Here is a 20,886-nt window from a genome sequence, read left to right on the forward strand (position 1 = left end):
CACACCCTGGAAAGGAAAACGCCATGCAGATCGCCGTCCTCCTCTTCGATCGGTTCACCGCCCTCGACGCCGTCGGCCCGTACGAGGTACTCGGCAGGCTCCCCGGCGCCCGTACCGTCTTCGTCGCCGACCGGCCCGGCCCGGTCACCACCGACGTGGGCACCCTCGCGCTCACGGCCACCGCCACCCTGGACGAGGTGACCCGCCCGGACGTGCTGGTGGTCCCCGGCGGGCCCGGGCAGATCGCCCGGATGACCGACGCCCGGCTGCTCGACTGGCTGTGCGCCGTTGACGCCACCACCACCTGGACCACCTCGGTCTGCACCGGCTCGCTGCTGCTCGCCGCCGCCGGGCTGCTCACCGGCCGCCGGGCCACCTCGCACTGGCTGGCCGTGGAACAGCTTTCCGTGTTCGGTGCCGAGCCGACCGCGGAGCGGGTGGTGGTGGACGGCAAGTACGTCACGGCCGCCGGGGTGTCGGCCGGCGTCGACATGGCGCTGACGCTGGCCGGCCGGATCGCCGGGGACGCCGTCGCCCAGGCGATCCAGCTCGGCATCGAGTACGACCCCCGGCCGCCGTACCCGGCTGGATCCCCGCGCACCGCGCCGGCGCCGCTGGTCGCCGCGCTGCGCGCGAATCCGCATCGGGTGCTGGGCTGAACAGGCTGCCCGGGTGGGCGCGCGACGGGCCCACCCGGGCGACGTGATCCGCGGGCCCGGCCTGCCGTCGGTTCTGGCGGAAGGCCGAGCACGAGGACCAGGAGGTAGGCGGGGTACAGGTCGCCGTCGCGGTCGCGGGATGAGGGAAACTTGCGTCGACGCGGTAGCCGCCGGTGGGGCGTGGCCCGGCGAGCCGGGTTCCACCGTGGACGGAAGTCCGTTCCCCGAATCGCCCCACGGAGGTCATGACTGGCCCAGGTTGGTGACCAGGTTGACGGCGACGGCCAGGATGCCGGTTCCGAAGGCATACGAGAGCAGCGCGTGCCCGAGCGCGATCCTGCGCATGCGGTTGCTGGTCGGTTCGTTCTCGCCCGGGGCGAAGGACATGCCAACCGTGAAGGCGACGTACGCGAAGTCCGCGTACGCCGGGGGGTCTTCCCGCTTGAAGTCGAACCCGCCGTCTTCGTCGCAGTAGTACAGCCGGGCGTACTTGAACGCGAAGACGGTGTTCACCAGCGCCCACGCCAGGACCACCGCGACGACGCTGAGGATCACCAGCGCGACAGCCACCATGTCCTGCTCGTCCGAGGCGCGGACGAGCGCCTCGGCCACTGCGGCGATACTGATAACCGACGCGATGAGGATCGCCGTGTCGGGGGAACGGGAGTGCCGCTCCGCCTCGGCGAGTTCCTCGGTGCGCTCCGGGCTCGCCGACCAGCAGGCCCGCCATACCCAGACGAGGTTCGTGCCCGCCGCGATCGTCCAGATCACCAGCGGCGTCAGCTCCGGCGCCCCGGCCAGCGCGGTGGCCGTCCCGGCGACGACACCGACGGCGAGCGACCACAGGGCGCGTCTGACGGACAGCAGGCGTCCCAACGCCGGTCGTCGCGATCGCTGCTCCACCTCTTCAGCGTTCCGACTCGACCGGGTCGCGCCGGGGAAACCTCGAGCGATCACCGGATCGGGGTGCATTGAGGATGGCGGGAAGCCGCGATGTTTCAAACATCTTGACCGCCGAAGTCCCAGGTCCGGAGGGTCAACTGAAGATCCTGCTTCGGGTGGACTTAGGGGTCCGAATTTCAATTCCGTGCGTTGTTGCCTGTTGTGAACAAACGCGTCCCCTCTAAGGACGGCAGCGAGCGACGTTTTACCAACATTTCCCTCGCCCAATAGCATGACCTTCGCCTCATACGGGGGTATGTCATCTCGGAGGCTCTACAAATATGAGGCAAGATCTGTGGTGGTGCGGCGTTAAATCAGGTGGCTGACCAGGTCCGGAGACATCGCCTCGGTCACAGCTCGGGCCTAGGCTTAATCGCCGTGACGGCCACGGCGAGGACGATGCCGAGCCTCCCCAGCTGCACCAGGGGCGCCCACACCGGCGCGCGTACCGTGAGCAACCCGCCGAGCGCCGCGCCCCGCGATCAGCCCAGGAGGGCGAGTCGCCGTACGCCAGGCGGATCCGCGCGGTGTCGTAGGAGTCCATGCGACGGCTGGTCAAAGGCCCGCCCGATCCGGCGGCGACCGCAGTGACGGTCCTGGGTGGCTATCAGCCGAGTGGGATGGCGCCGAGAAGGCGCAGCCCGTGTTGGGAATCGGCTCGTGTCGCCCATCGGACGCGAGCCGATTCCCCACGGCGTAGCACCGGCGCCGGTGGTTACCTGGGTGCCAGTTGTAGTTCTTCCCGGACGACGTGCGGTGGAACTCGGGTTGTTGACGACTACTTGCGGCCTTTGGACAGGCGTCCTTCTGAGGGAGCGTTCGACTTTCCGCCCGCGCCGCGCATCAGCTCCCCGGGAGGCGGAGGACCTTGGCGTCGGCCCAGTCCGCGTGGTCGCTGTTGTTCGTGTTACCGGCGTCCGTGACCCGCAGCACGAGCCGCTCGACACCGAGGACGTCGAGTTCGACGCGCTGCGGTGGCGAGTACGGCTGCGCGCGCATGAGGCCGCTGTCGTACACGACCTTGCCGTCGGCGAGCACCTGGAAGACGACCGACGCGTTGGGCGACGTGCGCTGCACGTCGTCGATGCCGACGATCGCGATGAACCTCGTGTCCGTCGGTTCGAGGTCGTAGACGACCTCCGAGTTCGCATGGGTGCCGATGCCCTTGGCGTACTCGGTGCCGGCGAGGCGGATCGGGCTCCCCGACACGGCGCGGTCCTTCAGCACCGACCGCCACCCGGCCGTCGCCGAGACCCAGTCACGGTCGCTGAGGTGTTCGGCGGGGCCGTCGGCGGGCGCCGCCTGCTCCTCGACGACCGTGCCCGGCCCCTCGCCGATTTCATTCGTCGAGGTCACCCGATATCGGTACGGTCCGCCGGCCGCCTCGCGATCCAGGAAGGACCTGCCGGTCTGCCCGGTCGCGATGGCCGTGAAGTCGTCGCTCCCCGCCGGCGCGCGGTAGACCGTCGACGTCAGCGCGCTCTCGGCCGCCGCCCAGGTGACGCCGACGACGTCACCGACGCGGTACGCGGCCACCGGGGACGGCGCTTCGGGCACGGCGGCGGGCAGGGTGCGGAACCCCCACTCCCCGCCGGGGACCACGAGTTCCTGTCCGGTCTTCGGGTTGACCGCCGTGACCTCCCAGTAGAAGGTTCGCCCGGCATCGAGGGAGGCGATCCTCGCGGTCGGTTCCGTGACCGTGGCCTCGGCGACGACGTCGGTCATCGCGGCGTCGCGAGCGACCCGCAGGCGGTACTCCCGCGCGTTGACCGCGGGCTCCCACGCGAAGGTCACACCCTTGGCGGGCAGGCCCGTCGCACCGTCGGCCGGCGAGAGCAGCGCGTAGTCCTGCGGGTGGGTGAGGATGAGGTCGCCGTGCCGGTTCGGGTTCACGTCACCGCTCGTGGTGACGGTGACGGACGCGCCGACGGGAACCGTCAGCGTGACCTGGGTGAGCGCCCGGCCGTTCACGTGCACGTACTCGGGCTTCACGGGTTTGCCGTCGACCTTCAGCTTCGGCCAGCCGCCGGGGAACTGCACGGTGACCTCGAGCGGTTGGGGTCCGGCGTTGTGGTTGACGACGGTCTTCGTCGTGCCGTCGTGGCGGACGCCGAAGTCGTGCTCGCCCACACGGATGTGGTCGAGGTCGAGCCATCCGATCTCGGCGGGCAGGTGCGAGCGGACCGACACCGCGTGCTCGGGCGCGTTGGGCCGGACCCCGGCGAGTCCCTCGACGGTCTGCGACAGGAGCGTGAAGCTGGTCTCGGGGTAGTCGCCGTTCGTGCCCTGCGTGGGCACTTCGTGCGGAAGGTGGAGCTTGGCGATGATGTCCTTCATCCAGGTCCACGCCTGCTCGTCGAAGCCGTAGTTGAACAGCGCGTCGGGCACGTACGTGGTCGCCTCGATGTTCGGTGGCCGGTCCTCGACGTACATGTGGTCGAGGTATGCGAGGTAGTCCCACGTGCGCTTGTCGTTGGCGTCGAGGAACTCCTTGACGGCGTAGAAGACAGAGTTCTCGCGGCCGAAGCCGGCGTACGGCTCGTTCGCCGGGCCGCGACCCCGCACGTACTCCCAGGTGCCCCGGACGACGCCCCAGTCGTCCTCGAAGTACCGCTTGAGCGCCGCGGCCTTCTGCTCAAAGGTCGCCGCCGTTCCGAGATCGCCCTTCTCCCGGGCGAGGTACGCGTAGGCGAGGTACGCCCGGTACTGGGAGGCGAGCCCGTCGCCGGCTTCGATCACGGCGTGGTCGCTACGTTCGTTGTAGCTCGCGGCGCCCTGGAAGATGCCCCGGCCGGTGCCCTCGGCGATGCCGTTGGGCAGCTGCGTGTCGTGGAGCGCGACGAATTCGGTGACCGCTTTGGTGTAGTACTGCCAGAGCACCGGGTCGTCGAGGTAGTCGGCGTCGCCGGTCCAGCGGTACTGTTCCTCGGCCTCCTGCACGAGTTCGAAGACCGCGGGCACCTCGCGCACGAAGTTCGTGTCGCTGCGGTAGTCCACGTTGTAGGGGCTGCCGTCGAAGTTCAAAGCCCAGAGTGGATACCACTTGCGCGCCTCGTTCGCGCTCGCCGCGAAGGCGGTGAGCATCGACTTGTTCTCCTCCTCGAGGCCAAGGAGGTGGCCGCCCGCGGCCTGGTGCACGAAGTCCCGTGAGTAGAAGGCGGTGCGGTGGGCGTAGCCCGCCCAGTACGACGGAATGTAGTCGGCCTCGCCGGTGCCGGGGTTGCTGCCGTTGCCGTTCACCGGGCCGCGCTTGCCGGTCTGCACGTGCTGCCGTGCGCGCGCCATGGCCCAGTTGACGGCGTCGGCGAGCTGCGGCGACGAACTCGCGACCGTGATGGGTCCCTGGTCGAGCCCGGCCGTGGTCTCCGGACCCGCGGCGCGGGCCGGGGCGGCGAGCGGCGCGAGCAGCAGTGCCGCGACCATGGCGGCGGCCGCGCCGATGGTGCTCCGCCGCGACGGCGGACTGCCTGGTGATGGTGTGCGCATCGCATCCTCCTCGGAAAGGGACTGGCTCGAACGGTCGAACGAGGCGCGTGCGATGCCGGGCCGCGCGGGCCCGGCATCGCATGCTGACGCGGACAGCTACGGTCGGTCGCAGGTGGTGATCTTCGGTTGCCACCGGCAGGCCAGCCCGGCGAAGCCACCGTCGGCGACCACGCCGACGGGCAGCGTGTCACCGGCCCGCATGACCCGCTGGCTGCGCACGAGCCCGCTCTCCCCGTCGGTGATCAGCTCCACCAGCCACCGCCCGGCAGGCAGGTTCAGCGGTACGTCCAGGGTCCGGGCGGCGCCGGCCGAACTCCCGCCCAGGAACCATCGCTCCCCGCTGCGGCGCGCGAAGACGGCGCTGTCGGCGGGACGGCCGGCGAGCAGCCTGGTCTCGTCCCAGACGGTCGGCACCTGTTCGAGGAAGCGCACCGCCTCCGGCCGCGCCTCGTACGACTCAGGAGTGCCGGCGAGGTCCTGCAGGCCGGACTCGAAGACGACCGACAGCCCCAACTCGTGGGCGTCGGAGGTCGGCCGGTTCCGGTGGAAACCCATCGGTGTGTAGTCCATCGAGCCGACCACGTTACGGGTGAAGGGAAGGGCGGTGATGTGGCTCGTGGTGAGGCTGCTCTTCTCGGCGCCGTGGACGCCCTCCATGGTCATGACGTGGGGCCAGACCCGGTGGATGCCCTTCGGGACGTTCGAGCCGTGGAAGTTCACGAGCAGCTGGTTCGCGGCTGTCGCGGGCAGGATCTCGTCGTACCACCGCAGCCGCTCCTGCGACTCGGAGTCCATAAAGTCGATCTTTACGCCCTTGACGCCCCACTCGTGCAGCGTCGGCAGCCACTCGGACCGCTCCTGTGGGGTGTCGAGGTCCCGGTAGTGGATCCAGACGACGATGCCGACGTTGCGCTCCCGCGCGTAGCGGACGAGTTCGGGCATCCAGCTGGTGGTACGCCAGTTCGGGTCGGTCACGTCCCACTGCTGCGGGTCGAAGTACCAGCCCGCGTCGACGGCGACGTACGGCCAGCCGCGCTGGGCGGCATAGTCGACGTACCCCATCTGCTTGGTCAGGCTCTGCCCGGCGGCCCGCCCGCCGGCGAGCCAGGTCCAGAGCACCTGGCCGGGACGAATCCACGAGGTGTCGGTGATCCGCGACGGCGGCGCCAGGTCGTCGACCAGCGTCGAGGTGGCGATCGTGCCGAGATCGCCGACGACCATCACCCGCCACGGGGTCGCCAGCGGCCCGTCGACCAGGACGTTCTGGTCCCACAGCTTCACCCGGTAGGTGCCGGTGCCGTCGTGCACCAGGCTGCCGCCGGAGTACCGTCCGTCGAGGTTGGACTCGGCGAGCATCAGGTAGGTGCCGTCGACGTCGAACAGCGCCGGGGCGAGATACTCCCGGTCGTCCGCGGCGGCGGCGGTGGTCTGGACGTAGGGGTTCTCGTAGTCCCGCCGGTGGTTCGCCAGCCAGGCCGTGCTGTCGGGGGGAACCGTGAACGCGGACGCCTCGCCGAGCACCGACCCGTAGTCGCCGGGCAGTTCGTACCGGTAGGCGACCCCGTCGCGGGCGGCCCGGACGACCAGGTCGACCCGGGCGCCACCCGCGCCGGCGAACCGGAACCGTGCCTCCCGGAAGATCGCGAGCCGCCGCACCTGCTTTCCGACGGTCGTCGTGTAGCGCTCGATGTCGGTGCGGTCGCTGCGACCGAGGAACCGCAGTCCGCCGGTCAGGTCGGCGCCCTCGGTGCGGATGCCCAGCGTGCTGGGCGCCAGTACGGTCCGGCCGCCGCGGGACACGGCCAACGAGATGGTGCCCGCCGCCTTGTCGTGAATGACCTCCGCCCTCGGGGCGCCGGGTGCGGAGTCCGCAGCGACGGTCCATCGGGCGGTGCCCGCCCGAGCGGGTGTCGCCGTGAGAGTTCCGGCGAGCAGCGTGGCGATCAGGGCGACCGCGAGGGCCGCGATCCGGGGGGCCGGACGGGCGACGGCAGCCCGCCGCGCCGACCGATCTGGTGTGTGCTTCACAGGTGACTCCTCCTCGATTGTGGTGGGGAGACCGGTGGTCGGCGCGGGTGAGCGCCTCAGTCGATGCCCTGCTCGCGCACCTGGCGGAGCAGGGCATCGACGGTGGGTGGGTGCCGCGGGGAGGGTCAGCCCAGCGACAGCCGGTCGAGGTCCGGTGCGGAGTCCTCGTCGTTGTGAATCTTGATGGTGTTGGCGCCCGCCTGAAGGGTGACGGGGACCGAGGTCGTGTAGGGCGTGTTGTTGCCGACGCCGCTCACCTTGACCTCGATGGGCGTACCGCCGTTGACGGTTACGAAGAACGAGCGGTCACCGTTCACCGTGAAGTCGATGAACAGGGTGTACTGGCGAGCCGTGTCGACGGTGACGTTCTCGAACAGCACGTAGGCGTCCGAGCTGCCGCCGATGTTGCGCACCTTCTGTCCGCCGGAGCAGGGCGAGCAGCTGGTGATGCCGGAGCTGCCGAGCTGGTTGCCCGAGTCCTCGGCCTCCCGCATGAACACCCGGTCCGTCGGGCGCAGTTGCACACGAAGGTCGCGGCTGACCTGGCTCGGCCTGCCGAGCGTCTCGAACGACGCCACGACCGGGATCTTCGCCGAGCTGACGTCCTGGCCGGCCGGCGAGGTGATGGTCCAGCTGCCCTCCAGAACCTGCCCGAGGCGCATCTCCCTGGACGTCGCGGCGCCGCCGGTGATCGACCAGCCGGAGGGGACGACCGGGGCCATGCTGACCTGGTCGAGTGCGTCGTCGACGTCGAGCCGCAGCCGCGCCGTGACGGTGATCGACTGCTGCCCCGGGCCGACCCACTGAACGCCGGCCGGCTCCACCGTCATCGTGGTTCGCGGCACGGAGGACGCGGGTGGCAGGGGCCCGACCGCGATCCGGTCGATTCCCGGCCCGCGGGCGGCCGAACTGAACAGCGTGATGGTGTTGGCGCCGGCCCGCAGCGGCACGGGGACCGCCGAGGCGACGGGCACGTCCGGGTTGTCCGCGGCGAGCGGCACCTCGACCGGGGCGCCGCCGTTGACGCTCACCGAGAGCGAGCCGCCGGCGCCGGCGGCGGTGTGGTCGATCTGCAGCCGGTAGGTACCGGCCTCCGGTGCGGTGACCCCCCGGTAGGTGACCGAGTTGCGGGTGCCGCCGCCGAGCCCGACGACCTGGTGCGAACCGGAGCAGGCGAGGCACTTCGCCGGCTTCGCCTTGCCGTTGAGCGCGTTGCTGCGCGACTCCGCCTCCAGCGGCAGTTGGGTGCCGACCGGCCCCGGGTAGTCGTAGGCCACCTTGACCTCGTCGATCCGCAGCTGCCGGTAGAACGTCGGCGCCTGCGGACCGCTCCAGGTGTTCAGGACCTCCAGCTTGATGAACCGGGCGTGCTGGTCGCCGAGGTCGATGAACTGCGCCCCACGGGCGCTGGGCATCGCGCCGCTGCGTACCGGCTGCCCCCATCGCACGCCGTCCTTGCTGACGTAGACGCGGTAGTCCTTGATCCGCGCCGAGTCCTCCGGCCGGCCGAACGACTCCCGGGCGTAGGTCGGCGACCACTCCCGCTGGTTCACCGCGAGGTACCTCGCCTTGCGGGTGTCTCCGAGGTCCAGCGTCAGCGAGACCGGCAGCTGCCCGTTGCTGTCCCAGTAGTTCTCGAAGCTTCCGTCCACCAGGGCTCCGGCCGGGTGGCCGTCGCTGGAGGAGGACGCGGACGCCTTGATCATCGACTGGGGGTAGAAGGACTGCTGGCCGGCCGTGCTCACCTGGAACACCGTGTCGTAGGTGTCCCAGGTGTCGATGCCGAGGATCGTCAGGTACCCGCCGGACTGGCTGAACCGCATCCGCTCGCCGGTCCTCAGGTCATTCACGCCGGTCACCTGGTAGCCGTTGTCGCGCAACCGGACCTGATCCGTGCGCGGCCGGGTCAGTACGTGCACGTACTGGGTCCTCGCACCGGGTTCCACGGTGATGACACCGTGAGCCCCGTCGTTCCAGAAGCCGGGCTGCATGCCTCCGTACAGGTAGCCGCCGCCCTCGGTTCCGACCAGCGAGGACCGGATCGGTGGCACCCATTCGGCCATGAAGTTGTTGAACGCCTCCTGCTGGGCGGGGAACTTGCCGTTCACCATCGGTGTCTCCGCCATGAGGGACTTCATGGACGAGCCGGCGTTGGTGATGTAGCGACCGGTGCTGAGCCGGACGTCGACGGCGTGGTCGCCGCCGTCGTACCACCAGGAGCCGGTCGTTGGCAGCTTGTAGTCGGCCTCGGTGAGGCGCGGCATGGGGGTGAAGGCGGCCTGCGGGTAGTCGTAGGCCGGCGTCATGCCGGTCTTCTGCTCATTGCTGACCGTGTCCATGATCGGCGTGTCCTCGTTGTTGTTGCTCAACAACCAGGACGGTCGCTTCTCGCGGATCTGCTCGTAGAGGTTGTTCCGCTCCCAGTAGGCGTTGTCGTTGTCGATCCAGAACCCGCCCAGGTCGGCGTACTTCTCCATCACCTCGAAGAACAGGTCGTAGCTGAACATGCCGAACCCGTCGCGGGTGGTCAGGTCGACCTGCTGGCCCTTGTACGCCGAGTAGGCCGCCGAGTCCAGCGTCTCGACGCCGAGCTCGTTGTGCCACTGGGGGTCGTCGGTCATGTAGAGGATGACCCGGACCCCCTTGGCCTTGCCGGCCTCGATGAGCTCGCCGAGGATGTCGCGCTCGGTCGCACAGCTGCCGGGGATTTTCGACGGCCAGGGGCGGGCGTACCCGAGCCGGCTGTGGAAGGTGGCCAGGACGATGTAGGAGGCGCCGAGTTTGCGGGCCTCGTCCACCCAGTAGTCCGGGTTCCAGCCGCCCTCGGTGACGTCGTCCTCCCACTCCGCGCAGTCGCGGTGGGCCGGGGCGGTGAACATTCCCCAGTGCAGGAACAGGCCGGCCGTGGATTCACGCATCCACTGTTGTCGCGGATGCTGGACCTCCGCGTGGGCGGCGGGGGCGCCGATGAGCCCCGCGGTCAGGACGAGGACGAGCGCGGCGCCCAACAGGCGCCACCTGCTCCACGCCCGCTCGGATCGTGGTCGGGTACCGCCGTGCGGTCGAAGTCTCATGGGGACATCGCCTCTCGATGGTCTGTCTGGTCAGTGGTTACATCGAGGTTTCGAATAAAGACATCCGATGATTACAACTGCCATCGGCGATGGTCAAGACCTCTGTAGACCCGTCGTAGGGCGCGATGAACATCGGCGCAGGCAGATCGCACCATACGAGGGGGAGGCGGCCAGGTCGGTCCGCCGTCGGGCGAGCGTGGTGAGTGGTCATCCGATCATTGCCGGCCCACCCGTGATTCATCGGATGACCCGGGCGTGCCCCGCTGGTGGAAGCCAGCAGCCGGTGGACGTCCCCGTGCTGCACCACCGCATCGATTCGCTTGTGCTGCGCCACCAAGCGCCCTGGTCCAAACAGGCGAAGTCGCTCGAATCCGAGAAATGCCGTTCATCGGGCAGTCATCCGATCGATCCGGCGTTGGATGACGTCTTTTCCGGGTTCAGGCGTTGACACTCCGCCCAAAGATCGGATGTACTGCGCTCCGGCGTTGACCCTTCGCCACTCCCACCACTGTCCGACCTCACGAGAGGTGGCTCAATGCGGAACAAGCCCCGAGCATTCCGGGTGGCGGCCGCACTCGCGGCCGTCGTCGCCCTCAGCGCCTGCACGGTCGGTGACAACCCGTCCACCGTGGACGGCAAGCAGGAGGTCACCTTCCTGACCTTCGAGACGCCGAACCTCACCCCCGGGTACTGGGATGCCGCGATCAAGCGGGTGACCGACAGGAACCCCGACGTCACCGTCAAGAAGCTGGTGGCCCCGACCGCGGACGGTCGGACGGCGTACGCCAAGCAGCTGCTGCAGTCGGGCCAGTTCCCGGACGTCATGATCGCGGTTTCCCCGGCGGGGTTCGCCGAGGCCGGAAACCTCTACCCGTGGCAGCCGGACGAGTTGAAGGACTTCCTCTACCCGACGGCGAACCCGATCAACGGGAAGTACTACCAGCTGCCGGCCAACACCCAGACCATCCCGCCGATCTACTACAACAAGAAGATGTTCGCCGACGCCGGCGTCACCTCGACCCCGAAGACCTGGGCCGAGCTGCTCGACGCGTCGGCGAAGCTGAAGGCGAAGGGGATGACGCCGTTCGTCATCGGCGGTGGCAAGGATGGCTTCGCCTCGTCGATGATCCTGTCCGGCCTCGTGAGTGTGGACCTGTACGCGAAAACGCCGGACTGGCTGACCAAGCGACGGTCGGACCAGGCGAAGTTCGCCGATCCCGACTTCGAGAAGGCGCTCGGCAAGTTCGCCGACCTGGCCGCCAAGGGCTACCTCGACAAGTCGGCCGTCTCCCGGGACTACGCCGCCACAGAGCAGGCGTTCCTGGACGGCAAGGGTGCGATGTATCCGATGGGGAACTGGTTCGCGGCGAACGCCGACACCAAGAAGCCCGGCTTCGAAATCGGCGTGTTCAACTTCCCGACCGAGGACGGCAAGGTCGTGGCGCCCGCCTACACCGGCGGCGGCATGATCGTCAGTGCGAAGGCGAAGAACCTCGACGCGGCCAAGAAGTTCGCGCTGGCGTTCCAGCTCGACAAGGAGCAACTCGACGCGTCCGTCAAGGCTGACGGACTCTTCCCCGCAATCAAGGGCTACACGCTGCCCTCGGACGTGGGTCCGGTTTTCAAGGCGGGATACGAGCTCTACCAGCAGGCGCAGGCCCAGCAGGCCGTCGTGCACGCATTCCGCTGGGAAACGGCCGACGACGGGCTGCTGCCCGGAATGACCGACAAGGTCGACTCGGCCGCACAGGATCTGATCACGGGACGCAAGACGCCCGCTCAGGCCGCCGCCTTCCTGGACACGGAGTGGTCGAAGGCCGGCTGATCCGGCGACGCGTTCGACCGGGTGTGGAGAGCGCGCTCGCTCTCCACACCCCTCGGTCGCACCGAAGCTGGCGACGGTCGACCGGTAAGGATGGAAGGAGTAGGCGCAATGGTTGCCCAGGTCGCTAGGCCTGCCACACGGCCCGCATCGGAGGAGACGACAAGAACCCGGCGACGACGCCCGTTGGGGCCGGCCCTCGGGCACTTCGCATCGTTCGCCGCGCCCGGGGTGCTGATCTACGCCTGCTTCGTCCTGGCGCCCATCCTGGTCAGCCTCGGCTACAGCCTGACCAACTACAACCCGTTCAACCCGCCGACGAAGTACGTGGGACTGGAGAACTACCAGCTGCTGCTGCGCGACGACCAGTTCCTCACGGCGCTGCGGGTGACGACCATCCTCACCGTGATCGTGGTGATCGTGCCGAACGTGCTCGGGCTGGCGGTCGCGCTGCTGCTCGACCGGCACGGGTGGCTCTACAACGCCCTGCGCAGCGTCTTCTTCACCCCGGTCATCCTGAGCTCCGTGGTCGTGAGCGTCATCTGGTCGCGCCTGCTGGACAGCGAAGGGCCGCTCAACGAGACGCTGAGGGCCCTCGGGGTCGACCAGCCCCCCGGCTGGCTCTCCGACCCGGCCGTCGCCCTGTACTCGGTGGCGTCGATCATCAGCTGGCAGATGCTCGGCTTCTGTGTCGTGGTCTACCTCGCCGGCCTCCAGGGTGTGCCCGTCGAGCTGCAGGAGGCCGCGGCGATCGACGGCGCCGGCCCGGTCCGCCGGTTCCGCGCCGTCACCTGGCCGATGCTGGCGCCCGCCCTGACCGTCAACACCGTCGTCCTGCTGATCTCCGCGTTCAAGGCATACGACTACATCAAGGTGATCACCAACGGCGGGCCGGGATCCGGCACCACCGCCACCATCGCCTTCAACGTGCTCCAGACCGGCTTCGACGCCAACCACGGTGGATACGCCTCCGCCATGGCGATCCTGATGTTGCTCATCGTCGCGGTCGTGACCGCGATCGCGCTGAGGTTCCTGCAGCGCCGGGAGGTGGACCTGTGAAACATGGCAAACCGTCGTTCCTGCGCCCCGGTGTAGCGATCACGCTCGCCGCGCTATTCTTCGTGCCGCTGTACTTCGTCCTGGCGAACGTCTTCAAACGCGGCGACCTGATCGCCAAGCAACCCGCCCAGCTTCCGCTGCCGCCCACACTGGCCAACATCCAGGCGGTGCTCACCCGTCCGGACCGCCTGTTCTGGGTCAGCCTCACCAACAGCATCGTCGTCACCCTCCTGTCGGTGCTGGTGCTCATCGTGCTCTCCGCGATGCTCGGCCACTACCTCGCCCGCACCCGCAATCGGTGGACCCGGGCGCTGACCCTGCTGCTGCTCTGCGGGCTCATGATCCCTCCACAGGTGATCCTGATACCGATCACCGATGTGCTGCGGTTCACCCACCTGATGGCGACACTGCAGGGTCTGGTGCTGTTCAACGTCGGCTACTACGTACCGTTCGGCATCTTCGTCTTCATGGGCTTCATCCGCGCCGTGCCGGTCGAACTCGAAGAGGCGGCGCGCATCGACGGTGCGAGCCGGATGCAGGTCTTCTGGCGGGTCGTCTTCCCGTTGCTGCGCCCCGCGACCGCGAGCGTCGTCATCTTCCTCAGCGTGTGGATCTGGAACGACTTCATCAATCCACTGATCATTCTCGGCCCGAGCCAGGGAACCACGATCACCACCGGCATCTACCGCTCGATCGGGCAGTACCAGGCGGATTTCGGCAGCCTCTTCGCGCTGATGTTCCTGGCCACGCTGCCCGTGCTCATCTTCTACCTGGCCCTGCAACGACAGTTCGTCAAGGGCCTGACCGGAGGCGCCACCAAGGGGTAGCCGGGGCGCCGCAGCGCCGCGGTGCATTGACGTGAGCTGACAGAGAACCGACGTATTGGATGTGCGACATGAATTCTGGGGGCGACGCATGAGGCTCTTGCGGGTGGGCGCACCAGGACAGGAGCGGCCGGCACTGCTGGACGAGGCCGGGCGACTGCGCGACCTCAGCGGGTTGATCGACGACCTGGACGCATCGTTCCTCGCCACCCACGGCATCAGGCGGCTGGCGGAACTCCCGACGGCCGAGTTGCCGCTGCTCACCAGCGGAGGACTGCGCATCGGACCACCGCTGCGACCCAACAAGATCGTTTGCATCGGCTTGAACTACCGGGACCACGCCGCCGAGACCGGTGCCCCGCTCCCGACCGAGCCGGTCGTCTTCCTGAAAGCCCCGGACACCGTGGTGGGGCCCGATGACACGGTTCTTGTTCCGCGTGGCAGCACGAAGACCGACTGGGAGGTCGAGCTCGCCGTCGTCATCGGACGCACCGCTCGCTACCTGTCCAGCATCGACGAGGCGATGGACTGCGTCGCCGGCTACGCCGTAGCCCACGACGTCTCCGAGCGGGAGTTCCAACTCGAGCGTGGCGGCCAGTGGGACAAGGGCAAGTCCTGTGAGACCTTCAACCCGCTCGGACCGTGGCTGGTCACCGCCGACGAGGTGCCCGACCCGCAGGCCCTGAGGCTGCGGCTGTGGGTCAACGGTGCACTGCGGCAGGACGGCACCACCGCCGACATGGTCTTTCCGGTGGGGGAGACCATCCGCTACCTGAGCCAGTTCATGGTCCTCCACCCGGGCGACGTGATCAACACCGGCACCCCGGCCGGAGTGGCACTGGGGCAACACGAACCGAAGCCGTACCTGGTCGCGGGCGACGTCGTCGAGCTGGAGATCGACGGGCTGGGGCGCCAGCGCCAGGAGGTGGGGCAGGCATGAACTTCACCGAGCTGGAGGTCCTCGACGTCCGCTTTCCGACCTCGCGCGAGTTGGACGGCTCCGACGCCATGAACCCCGACCCCGACTACTCGGCCGCCTACCTCGTGGTGCGCACCGACGAGGTGGACGGACACGAGGGGCACGGCTTCGCCTTCACCATCGGCCGCGGCAACGAGGTGCAGGCGGCCGCGATCGCCTCGCTGCGGCCGTACCTGCTCGGCAGGTCGGTGGAGGCGGTCCTGGCCGACCTCGGCGGCCTCTGGCGCGAGCTCGTCCACGACTCGCAGCTGCGCTGGCTCGGCCCGGAGAAGGGCGTCATGCACATGGCGATCTCCGCCGTGATCAACGCCCTGTGGGACCTGCGGGCCAAGCGGGAGGGGCTGCCGCTGTGGCAGCTGCTGAGCCGGCTGAGCCCGGAGGAGCTCGTCGAGCTGATCGACTTCCGCTATCTCACCGACGCCCTGACCCGCGACGAGGCGCTGCGGATCCTGCGCACCGCACAACCGGGACGCGCCGGGCGGGAGGAGTTGCTGCGGCGCGAGGGGTTCCCGGCCTACACCACGTCGCCGGGCTGGCTGGGCTACGACGACGACAAACTGCGCCGCCTGTGCAAAGAAGCGGTGGCGGAGGGCTTCACCCAGATCAAGCTGAAGGTCGGCGCAAATCTGGCCGACGACATCCGGCGGATGGACATAGCCCGGCAGACCTGCGGGCCGGACATCCGCATCGCGGTCGACGCCAACCAGCGCTGGGACGTGCCGGAGGCGATCAGCTGGGTGCGCGAGCTGGCCCCGTTCGACCCGTACTGGATCGAGGAGCCGACCAGCCCGGACGACGTCGTCGGGCACGCCGCCATCGCCCGCGGGGTGGCACCGATCCGGGTCGCGACGGGCGAACACATCGCCAACCGGGTCGTCTTCAAGCAGTTGCTCCAGCTCGAGGCGATCTCCTACGTGCAGATCGACGCGGCCCGGGTCGCCGGCGTCAACGAGGTCCTCGCGATCCTGCTGCTGGCGGCGAAGTTCCGTGTGCCCGTGTGCCCGCACGCGGGCGGGGTGGGACTCTGCGAGTTGGTCCAGCACCTGTCGATGTTCGACTTCGTCGCCGTGTCCGGCTCGATGCAGGACCGGGTCATCGAATACGTCGACCACCTGCACGAACATTTCGTCGATCCGGTGGTGGTTTCGCGTGGCCGCTACCTCGCCCCGACCGCACCGGGCTTCGGCGCCACCATGCGGCCGGAGACGCTGGCCGAGTACGTATTCCCGCACGGCCCGGTCTGGTCCGCCGCGGGCGCGCCCGGTCCGACGGTGAGTGGGAGTGGCGGCGGGCGGCACCGCGACGAGGACGACCGGACCGATGGTGAGGTGGAACGGTGATGGGTGATCGAGGCGAGTTCACCGGGTTGAGGGCCCTGGTGACCGGCGGGGCGTCGGGCATCGGGCTGGCGACGGCGACCCTGCTCGCAGAGCGCGGCGCCGCCGTGGCCTGTCTGGACCTACGTCCCGAGGCGGTGCCCGAGCCGCTGCTCGGTTTCGCGGCGGACGTCGCCGACGACCCCTCGGTGCGCGAGGCCGTGGCCGCCGCCGCCCAGGCGCTCGGCGGCATCGACGTGCTGGTGAACAACGCCGGCATCGGAGCCCGCGGCACGGTGGAGAGCAACCCGGACGACGAGTGGCACCGGGTGCTCGACGTGAACGTGGTCGGGATCGTCCGGGTGACCCGCGCTGCGCTGCCGCACCTGCGCGCGTCGTCCCACGCGGCGATCGTCAACACCTGCTCCATCGCGGCGACCGCCGGACTGCCGGACCGGGCGCTCTACAGCGCCAGCAAGGGCGCGGTGCAGTCGCTGACGTTGGCGATGGCGGCCGACCACCTGCGGGAGGGGATCCGGGTCAACTGCGTCAACCCCGGCACGGCGGACACGCCGTGGGTGCGTCGGCTGCTGGAGGCGGCCGAGGACCCGACGGCGGAGCTGGCCGCGTTGCAGGCCCGCCAGCCCCTCGGCCGGTTGGTCAGCGCGAACGAGGTGGCGGCGGCGGTCGCCTACCTCGCCAGCCCGCTCGCGGGGTCGACCACCGGCAGTGTCCTCGCCGTCGACGGCGGCATGCAGGGCCTGCGGCCGCGCCCCGCCGCGGACCGTCCTGACTGAGGGAAGGAGCTGCCATGCAACGGATCGCCCTGCACACCCGGCTCAAGCCGGGCAAGGAAGGCGAGTACGACACGGTGCACCGGGTCATCCCCGCCGAGCTGGACAGCGCGCTGCGCGCGGCCGGGGTGCACTCGTGGCGGATCTGGCGGGACGGGCGCGACCTGTTCCATCTGGTCGAGGTCGAGGACTACCAGCGGATGCGACACGAGTTGCGGGATCATCCCGCGAACGTGCCCTGGCAGGCCCGGATGGCGGAGTTGCTGGAGGTCGAGGACGACTACTCGGGTACCGACTCGGGGCTGCGCCTCGTCTGGGAGCTGCCGTGACCGTCGTCAGGTTGGGCCGGTCCGAGGTGACCGTGAGTCCGCAGGGTCTCGGCTGCGCCCAACTCGGCAATCTCTACACGGCGCTGAAAGACGCCGAGGCCGCGGACACCGTGGCGGCGGCGTGGGAATCCGGCATCCGGTACTTCGACACCGCACCCCACTACGGGCTCGGGCTCTCCGAGCGCCGGCTCGGCAACGCGCTGCGCAGCCTGCCGCGGCCCTCGTACACGGTCAGCACCAAGGTGGGTCGCCTGCTCGTGCCGGATCCCGCCGGTGCGGCGCGACGTGACCCGGCGGGCTTCCACGTGCCGGCCGACCACCGTCGGGCGTGGGACTTCAGCGCCGACGGGGTGCACCGTTCGCTGGAGGCGAGCCTGGTCCGGCTCGGCCTGGACCGGATCGACGTGGTGCTCATCCACGATCCGGAGGACCACCAGGTTCAGGCACTCGAGCAGGCCTATCCGGCCCTGCACGACCTGCGGGCACAGGGTGTCGTGGGCGCGATCGGAGTCGGGTCGATGCAGTGGCAGGTGTTACACCGGTTCGTCACCGAGACCGAACTCGACGCCGTCATGGTCGCCGGCCGGTACACGCTGTTGGAGCAGCCCGCCCTGGACACGCTGCTGCCGGAGTGCGCGCAGCGCGGCGTCTCCGTACTCAACGCGGGCGTCTTCAACAGCGGCCTGCTCGCCGTCGACCGGCCACACACCGGGCTGCCCTACGACTACCACGCCGCGCCAGCCCCGATGGTCGACCGGGTGCGGGCGATCGCTGCCGTCTGCGCCCGGCACGGGACCTCGCTGCCGGCGGCGGCGCTCGCCTTCGCCGGCGCACACCCCACGGTGGCGTCGGTGGTGGTCGGGGCGCACGACCCAGGGCAGGTGCGGCGGAACGCGGCGCTGCAGGCAGCCGCACCACCGCCGGCCGACTTCTGGTCCGAGCTGGTCGCCGAGGGGCTGCTGCGCCCGGACGCACCGGTACCCACCCATCGGGTGCGTACGCCGTGATCGTCGACGCGCACCACCACCTGTGGCGGATCGACGACGGCTACCGGTGGCTCGACGAGCCGGAGCTGGCTCCGATCCGCCGGTCGTTCCTGCCCGCCGACCTCCAGCCGGAGCTGTCCGTCGCCGGCGTGGACCGGACGATCCTGGTGGAGGGCGGACGCTGCGACACCGCGGAGGCGGCCATCCTGCTCCGGTACGGGAGCAGCACCGCAGCGATCGGCGGGGTGGTCGCGTGGGCCGATCCGGCCGACTCCGCGCTCGCCGACACCATCGCCCGCTACCGGCAGCTGCCCGGGGGCGAGCTGCTGGTGGGCGTCCGGCCGCAACTGCAGGGCGAGGCGGACCCGGAATACCTCGACCGCCCGCAGGTCCGGCGCGGGCTTCGTGCCATCGCCGAGGCCGGCCTGGCGTTCGACGTCGTGGTCCGGGTCGACCAGCTCGCGGCGGTGGCCCGGGCCGCCCGGGACGTCCCGGAGCTCGGCTTCGTCCTCGACCACCTGGGCAAACCCCGCATCCGCGACGGCGCGGCCGGCCTGGCCGAATGGTCGGGTCCGGTCGCGGAACTCGCGGCACTGCCGAACGTCACCGCCAAGATCTCCGGGCTGGTCACCGAGGCGGACTGGAACCGGTGGCGGGTCGCGGACCTGCGCCCGTTCGTCGGCGCGGCGGTGGAGCTGTTCGGACCCGAGCGGCTGATGTTCGGCTCGGACTGGCCGGTCTGCCGGCTGGCCGCCGACTACGGCGCGGTGCTGTCGGCGGTGGCCGAGGCGTTGCCTCCGCTGTCACCGCAGGAGCGGGCGGCGGTGTTCGGCGGCACAGCGGCGCGAACCTACCGACTCGGCCCCTGAGCACGTATCGGTTTTCGTGGTAGATAGGGACGGTGAAGGAACGCATGGCGGTCACCGACGAGGCGATCGGCAAGATTAAGCAGATGATCGTCGCGGGCGAACTGCGCCCCGGTGATCGGTTGCCGCGCGAACCCGACCTTGCCGAGCGGCTCGGCCTGTCCCGCAACTCCCTGCGCGAGGCGGTCAAGGCGCTGTCGCTGATCCGGGTGCTGGACGTACGCCAGGGCGACGGCACGTACGTGACGAGCCTCGATCCGGCGATGCTGCTCGACGCGTTGAGCTTCGTCGTCGACTTTCACCGCGACGACACCGTCCTGCAGTTCCTGGAGGTACGCCGCATTCTCGAGCCGGCCGCCACCGCGCTCGCGGCGCAGCGGATCAGCGACGAGGAACTCGGCAAGCTCCGGAGCGTCCTGGACGCGCTCGGCGAGGATCCGAGCATCGACGAACTCGTCGCCAACGACCTGGAGTTCCATCGGCAGATCGCGGCCTGCGCGGGCAACAAACTGCTCACCTCGCTGCTCGACAGCCTCTCCGGCCCGACCACCCGCGCCCGCATCTGGCGGGGACTGACGCAGGAAGGCGCCGTCCACAAGACCCGCGAACAGCATGCCGCGATTCTGGAGGCCATCGCCTCCCGGCAGCCCGAGCTGGCCCGATCCTGGGCGACGGTCCACATCGCCGGCGTCGAGGAATGGCTGGGCCGCATTGTCTGAGCGTGCCGATCGTTGGACGTACCGCTACCGGCATCCCCGTGACGAGAGAGCGGCCCCCGGGCTGTGGCTCACCGGCGTGGCTGATGGCCGCCAGCTGCACCCGGACCTGCCGGCACTGCTGGCCCTCCGGCCCGATACCCCGCACCCCGTCCGGTACGAGCCGCGAGGTGACCAGGCGGCCCGCCGAGCCGCCGAAGACCGGATGGGTGGCTGACGATGCGGATCGCCCTGTTCGTGACCTGCCTCGCCGACACCCTCTTCCCGGAGGCGGCCAAAGCGACAGTACGGCTGCTGGAGCGCCTGGGCCACGAGGTGGTCTTCCCCGAGGACCAGACGTGCTGCGGGCAGATGCACGTCAACACCGGCTATCCGGACGAGGCGTTGCGGCTGGTCCGCCGGCACGTGCGGGTGTTCGCCCCGTACGACGTCGTGGTGGCGCCGTCGGGCTCGTGCGTGGGATCGGTGCGGCATCAGCACGCGATGGTGGCGCGTCGGGCGGAGGACGAGTGGCTGGCGCGTCGGGCGGAGGAGGTGGCCGCGCGGACGTATGAGCTGTCGGAACTGCTGGTCGACGTGCTGGGGGTGACCGATGTCGGGGCGTACTTTCCGCACCGGGTGACGTACCACCCGACGTGTCACTCCCTGCGGATGATCCGGATCGGGGACAAACCCTTGCGCCTGCTGCGCGAGGTGCGTGGTCTGGAGCTGGTAGAGCTGCCGCAGGCGGAACAGTGCTGCGGCTTCGGAGGCACCTTCGCGCTGAAGAACGCGGACACCTCGACGGCGATGCTGGCGGACAAGATGCGCAACGTGCTGGCCACGAGGGCGGACGTGTGCACCGCCGGAGACGCGTCGTGCCTGATGCACATCGGCGGCGGGCTGTCCCGGCTGAGAGCGGGGGTGCGGACGGTGCATCTGGCGGAGATCCTCGCCAGCACGGAACGGTCGGGGACAGCCGGTGAGCGGGACCGGTGGGAGGTGCGGTCGTGAGCAGGACGTTCCT

Annotated in this window: 17 protein-coding genes; 13 read left to right on the top strand and 4 right to left on the bottom strand. The window is 69.6% G+C overall.

What is annotated here, in order from left to right:
- The first annotated feature begins 23 nt into the window (after window positions 1-23).
- The gene (locus ACFYPD_RS05420; protein ID WP_387109272.1) at window positions 24-659 is read left to right on the top strand and encodes a DJ-1/PfpI family protein; all 636 of its coding nucleotides are present in this window, start codon (window positions 24-26) and stop codon (window positions 657-659) included.
- Between the two features lie 243 nt (window positions 660-902).
- Here ACFYPD_RS05420 and ACFYPD_RS05425 read toward each other — a convergent pair whose 3' ends face one another.
- The 4 genes from ACFYPD_RS05425 to ACFYPD_RS05440 form a co-directional block, all read right to left on the bottom strand.
- Window positions 903-1,631, bottom strand: a complete 729-nt coding sequence (locus ACFYPD_RS05425) for a DUF1345 domain-containing protein (RefSeq protein WP_387109275.1) — start codon at window positions 1,629-1,631, stop codon at window positions 903-905.
- A gap of 813 nt (window positions 1,632-2,444) precedes the next feature.
- Window positions 2,445-5,087 (bottom strand): NPCBM/NEW2 domain-containing protein, encoded by a 2,643-nt coding sequence (locus tag ACFYPD_RS05430; protein WP_387109277.1) that lies wholly within the window; start codon window positions 5,085-5,087, stop codon window positions 2,445-2,447.
- A gap of 96 nt (window positions 5,088-5,183) precedes the next feature.
- Window positions 5,184-7,115, bottom strand: a complete 1,932-nt coding sequence (locus ACFYPD_RS05435) for a glycoside hydrolase family 97 catalytic domain-containing protein (RefSeq protein ID WP_387109280.1) — start codon at window positions 7,113-7,115, stop codon at window positions 5,184-5,186.
- Between the two features lie 125 nt (window positions 7,116-7,240).
- Window positions 7,241-10,123 carry an alpha-L-fucosidase gene (locus tag ACFYPD_RS05440; RefSeq protein WP_387109283.1) on the bottom strand — a complete coding sequence of 961 codons (2,883 nt, stop codon included), beginning with the start codon at window positions 10,121-10,123 and terminating at the stop codon, window positions 7,241-7,243.
- A gap of 349 nt (window positions 10,124-10,472) precedes the next feature.
- Here ACFYPD_RS05440 and ACFYPD_RS05445 point away from each other — a divergent pair, with 349 nt between their 5' ends.
- From ACFYPD_RS05445 to ACFYPD_RS05500, 12 genes are all read left to right on the top strand, one after another.
- A complete protein-coding gene (locus tag ACFYPD_RS05445) occupies window positions 10,473-10,637 on the top strand; it encodes a hypothetical protein (protein ID WP_387109285.1) in 165 nt (54 codons plus the stop codon).
- A gap of 87 nt (window positions 10,638-10,724) precedes the next feature.
- Window positions 10,725-12,014 carry an extracellular solute-binding protein gene (locus tag ACFYPD_RS05450; RefSeq protein WP_387109288.1) on the top strand — a complete coding sequence of 430 codons (1,290 nt, stop codon included), beginning with the start codon at window positions 10,725-10,727 and terminating at the stop codon, window positions 12,012-12,014.
- Window positions 12,015-12,197: 183 nt separating this feature from the next.
- Window positions 12,198-13,070: a carbohydrate ABC transporter permease gene (locus ACFYPD_RS05455; RefSeq protein WP_387109291.1), complete on the top strand. Its 873-nt coding sequence runs from the start codon at window positions 12,198-12,200 to the stop codon at window positions 13,068-13,070.
- Entirely contained in the window at window positions 13,067-13,897 is an 831-nt protein-coding gene (locus ACFYPD_RS05460) for a carbohydrate ABC transporter permease (protein ID WP_387109293.1), read from the top strand. Before ACFYPD_RS05455 ends, ACFYPD_RS05460 begins: the two co-directional genes overlap by 4 nt.
- 88 nt (window positions 13,898-13,985) lie before the next feature.
- Complete coding sequence (locus ACFYPD_RS05465) at window positions 13,986-14,834, top strand: fumarylacetoacetate hydrolase family protein (RefSeq protein WP_387109296.1); 849 nt, start codon at window positions 13,986-13,988, stop codon at window positions 14,832-14,834.
- Window positions 14,831-16,213, top strand: a complete 1,383-nt coding sequence (locus ACFYPD_RS05470) for an L-fuconate dehydratase (protein WP_387109298.1) — start codon at window positions 14,831-14,833, stop codon at window positions 16,211-16,213. The genes ACFYPD_RS05465 and ACFYPD_RS05470 overlap by 4 nt, the downstream gene beginning before the upstream one ends.
- Window positions 16,213-16,986 (top strand): SDR family NAD(P)-dependent oxidoreductase, encoded by a 774-nt coding sequence (locus ACFYPD_RS05475; protein ID WP_387109301.1) that lies wholly within the window; start codon window positions 16,213-16,215, stop codon window positions 16,984-16,986. The genes ACFYPD_RS05470 and ACFYPD_RS05475 overlap by 1 nt, the downstream gene beginning before the upstream one ends.
- 14 nt (window positions 16,987-17,000) lie before the next feature.
- Window positions 17,001-17,312: an L-rhamnose mutarotase gene (locus ACFYPD_RS05480; RefSeq protein WP_387109304.1), complete on the top strand. Its 312-nt coding sequence runs from the start codon at window positions 17,001-17,003 to the stop codon at window positions 17,310-17,312.
- Window positions 17,309-18,319: an aldo/keto reductase gene (locus ACFYPD_RS05485; RefSeq protein ID WP_387109306.1), complete on the top strand. Its 1,011-nt coding sequence runs from the start codon at window positions 17,309-17,311 to the stop codon at window positions 18,317-18,319. The genes ACFYPD_RS05480 and ACFYPD_RS05485 overlap by 4 nt, the downstream gene beginning before the upstream one ends.
- Window positions 18,316-19,167, top strand: coding sequence for an amidohydrolase family protein (locus tag ACFYPD_RS05490; RefSeq protein WP_387109309.1), 852 nt, complete (start codon window positions 18,316-18,318; stop codon window positions 19,165-19,167). The genes ACFYPD_RS05485 and ACFYPD_RS05490 overlap by 4 nt, the downstream gene beginning before the upstream one ends.
- Window positions 19,168-19,211: 44 nt before the next feature.
- Window positions 19,212-19,883, top strand: coding sequence for a FadR/GntR family transcriptional regulator (locus ACFYPD_RS05495; RefSeq protein ID WP_387109312.1), 672 nt, complete (start codon window positions 19,212-19,214; stop codon window positions 19,881-19,883).
- 216 nt (window positions 19,884-20,099) lie between these two features.
- Window positions 20,100-20,873 carry a (Fe-S)-binding protein gene (locus ACFYPD_RS05500; protein WP_387109315.1) on the top strand — a complete coding sequence of 258 codons (774 nt, stop codon included), beginning with the start codon at window positions 20,100-20,102 and terminating at the stop codon, window positions 20,871-20,873.
- Window positions 20,874-20,886 lie beyond the last annotated feature (13 nt).

It is taken from the genome of Micromonospora sp. NPDC005299, from assembly GCF_042872345.1.
In the GTDB taxonomy this organism is placed as follows: domain Bacteria; phylum Actinomycetota; class Actinomycetes; order Mycobacteriales; family Micromonosporaceae; genus Micromonospora.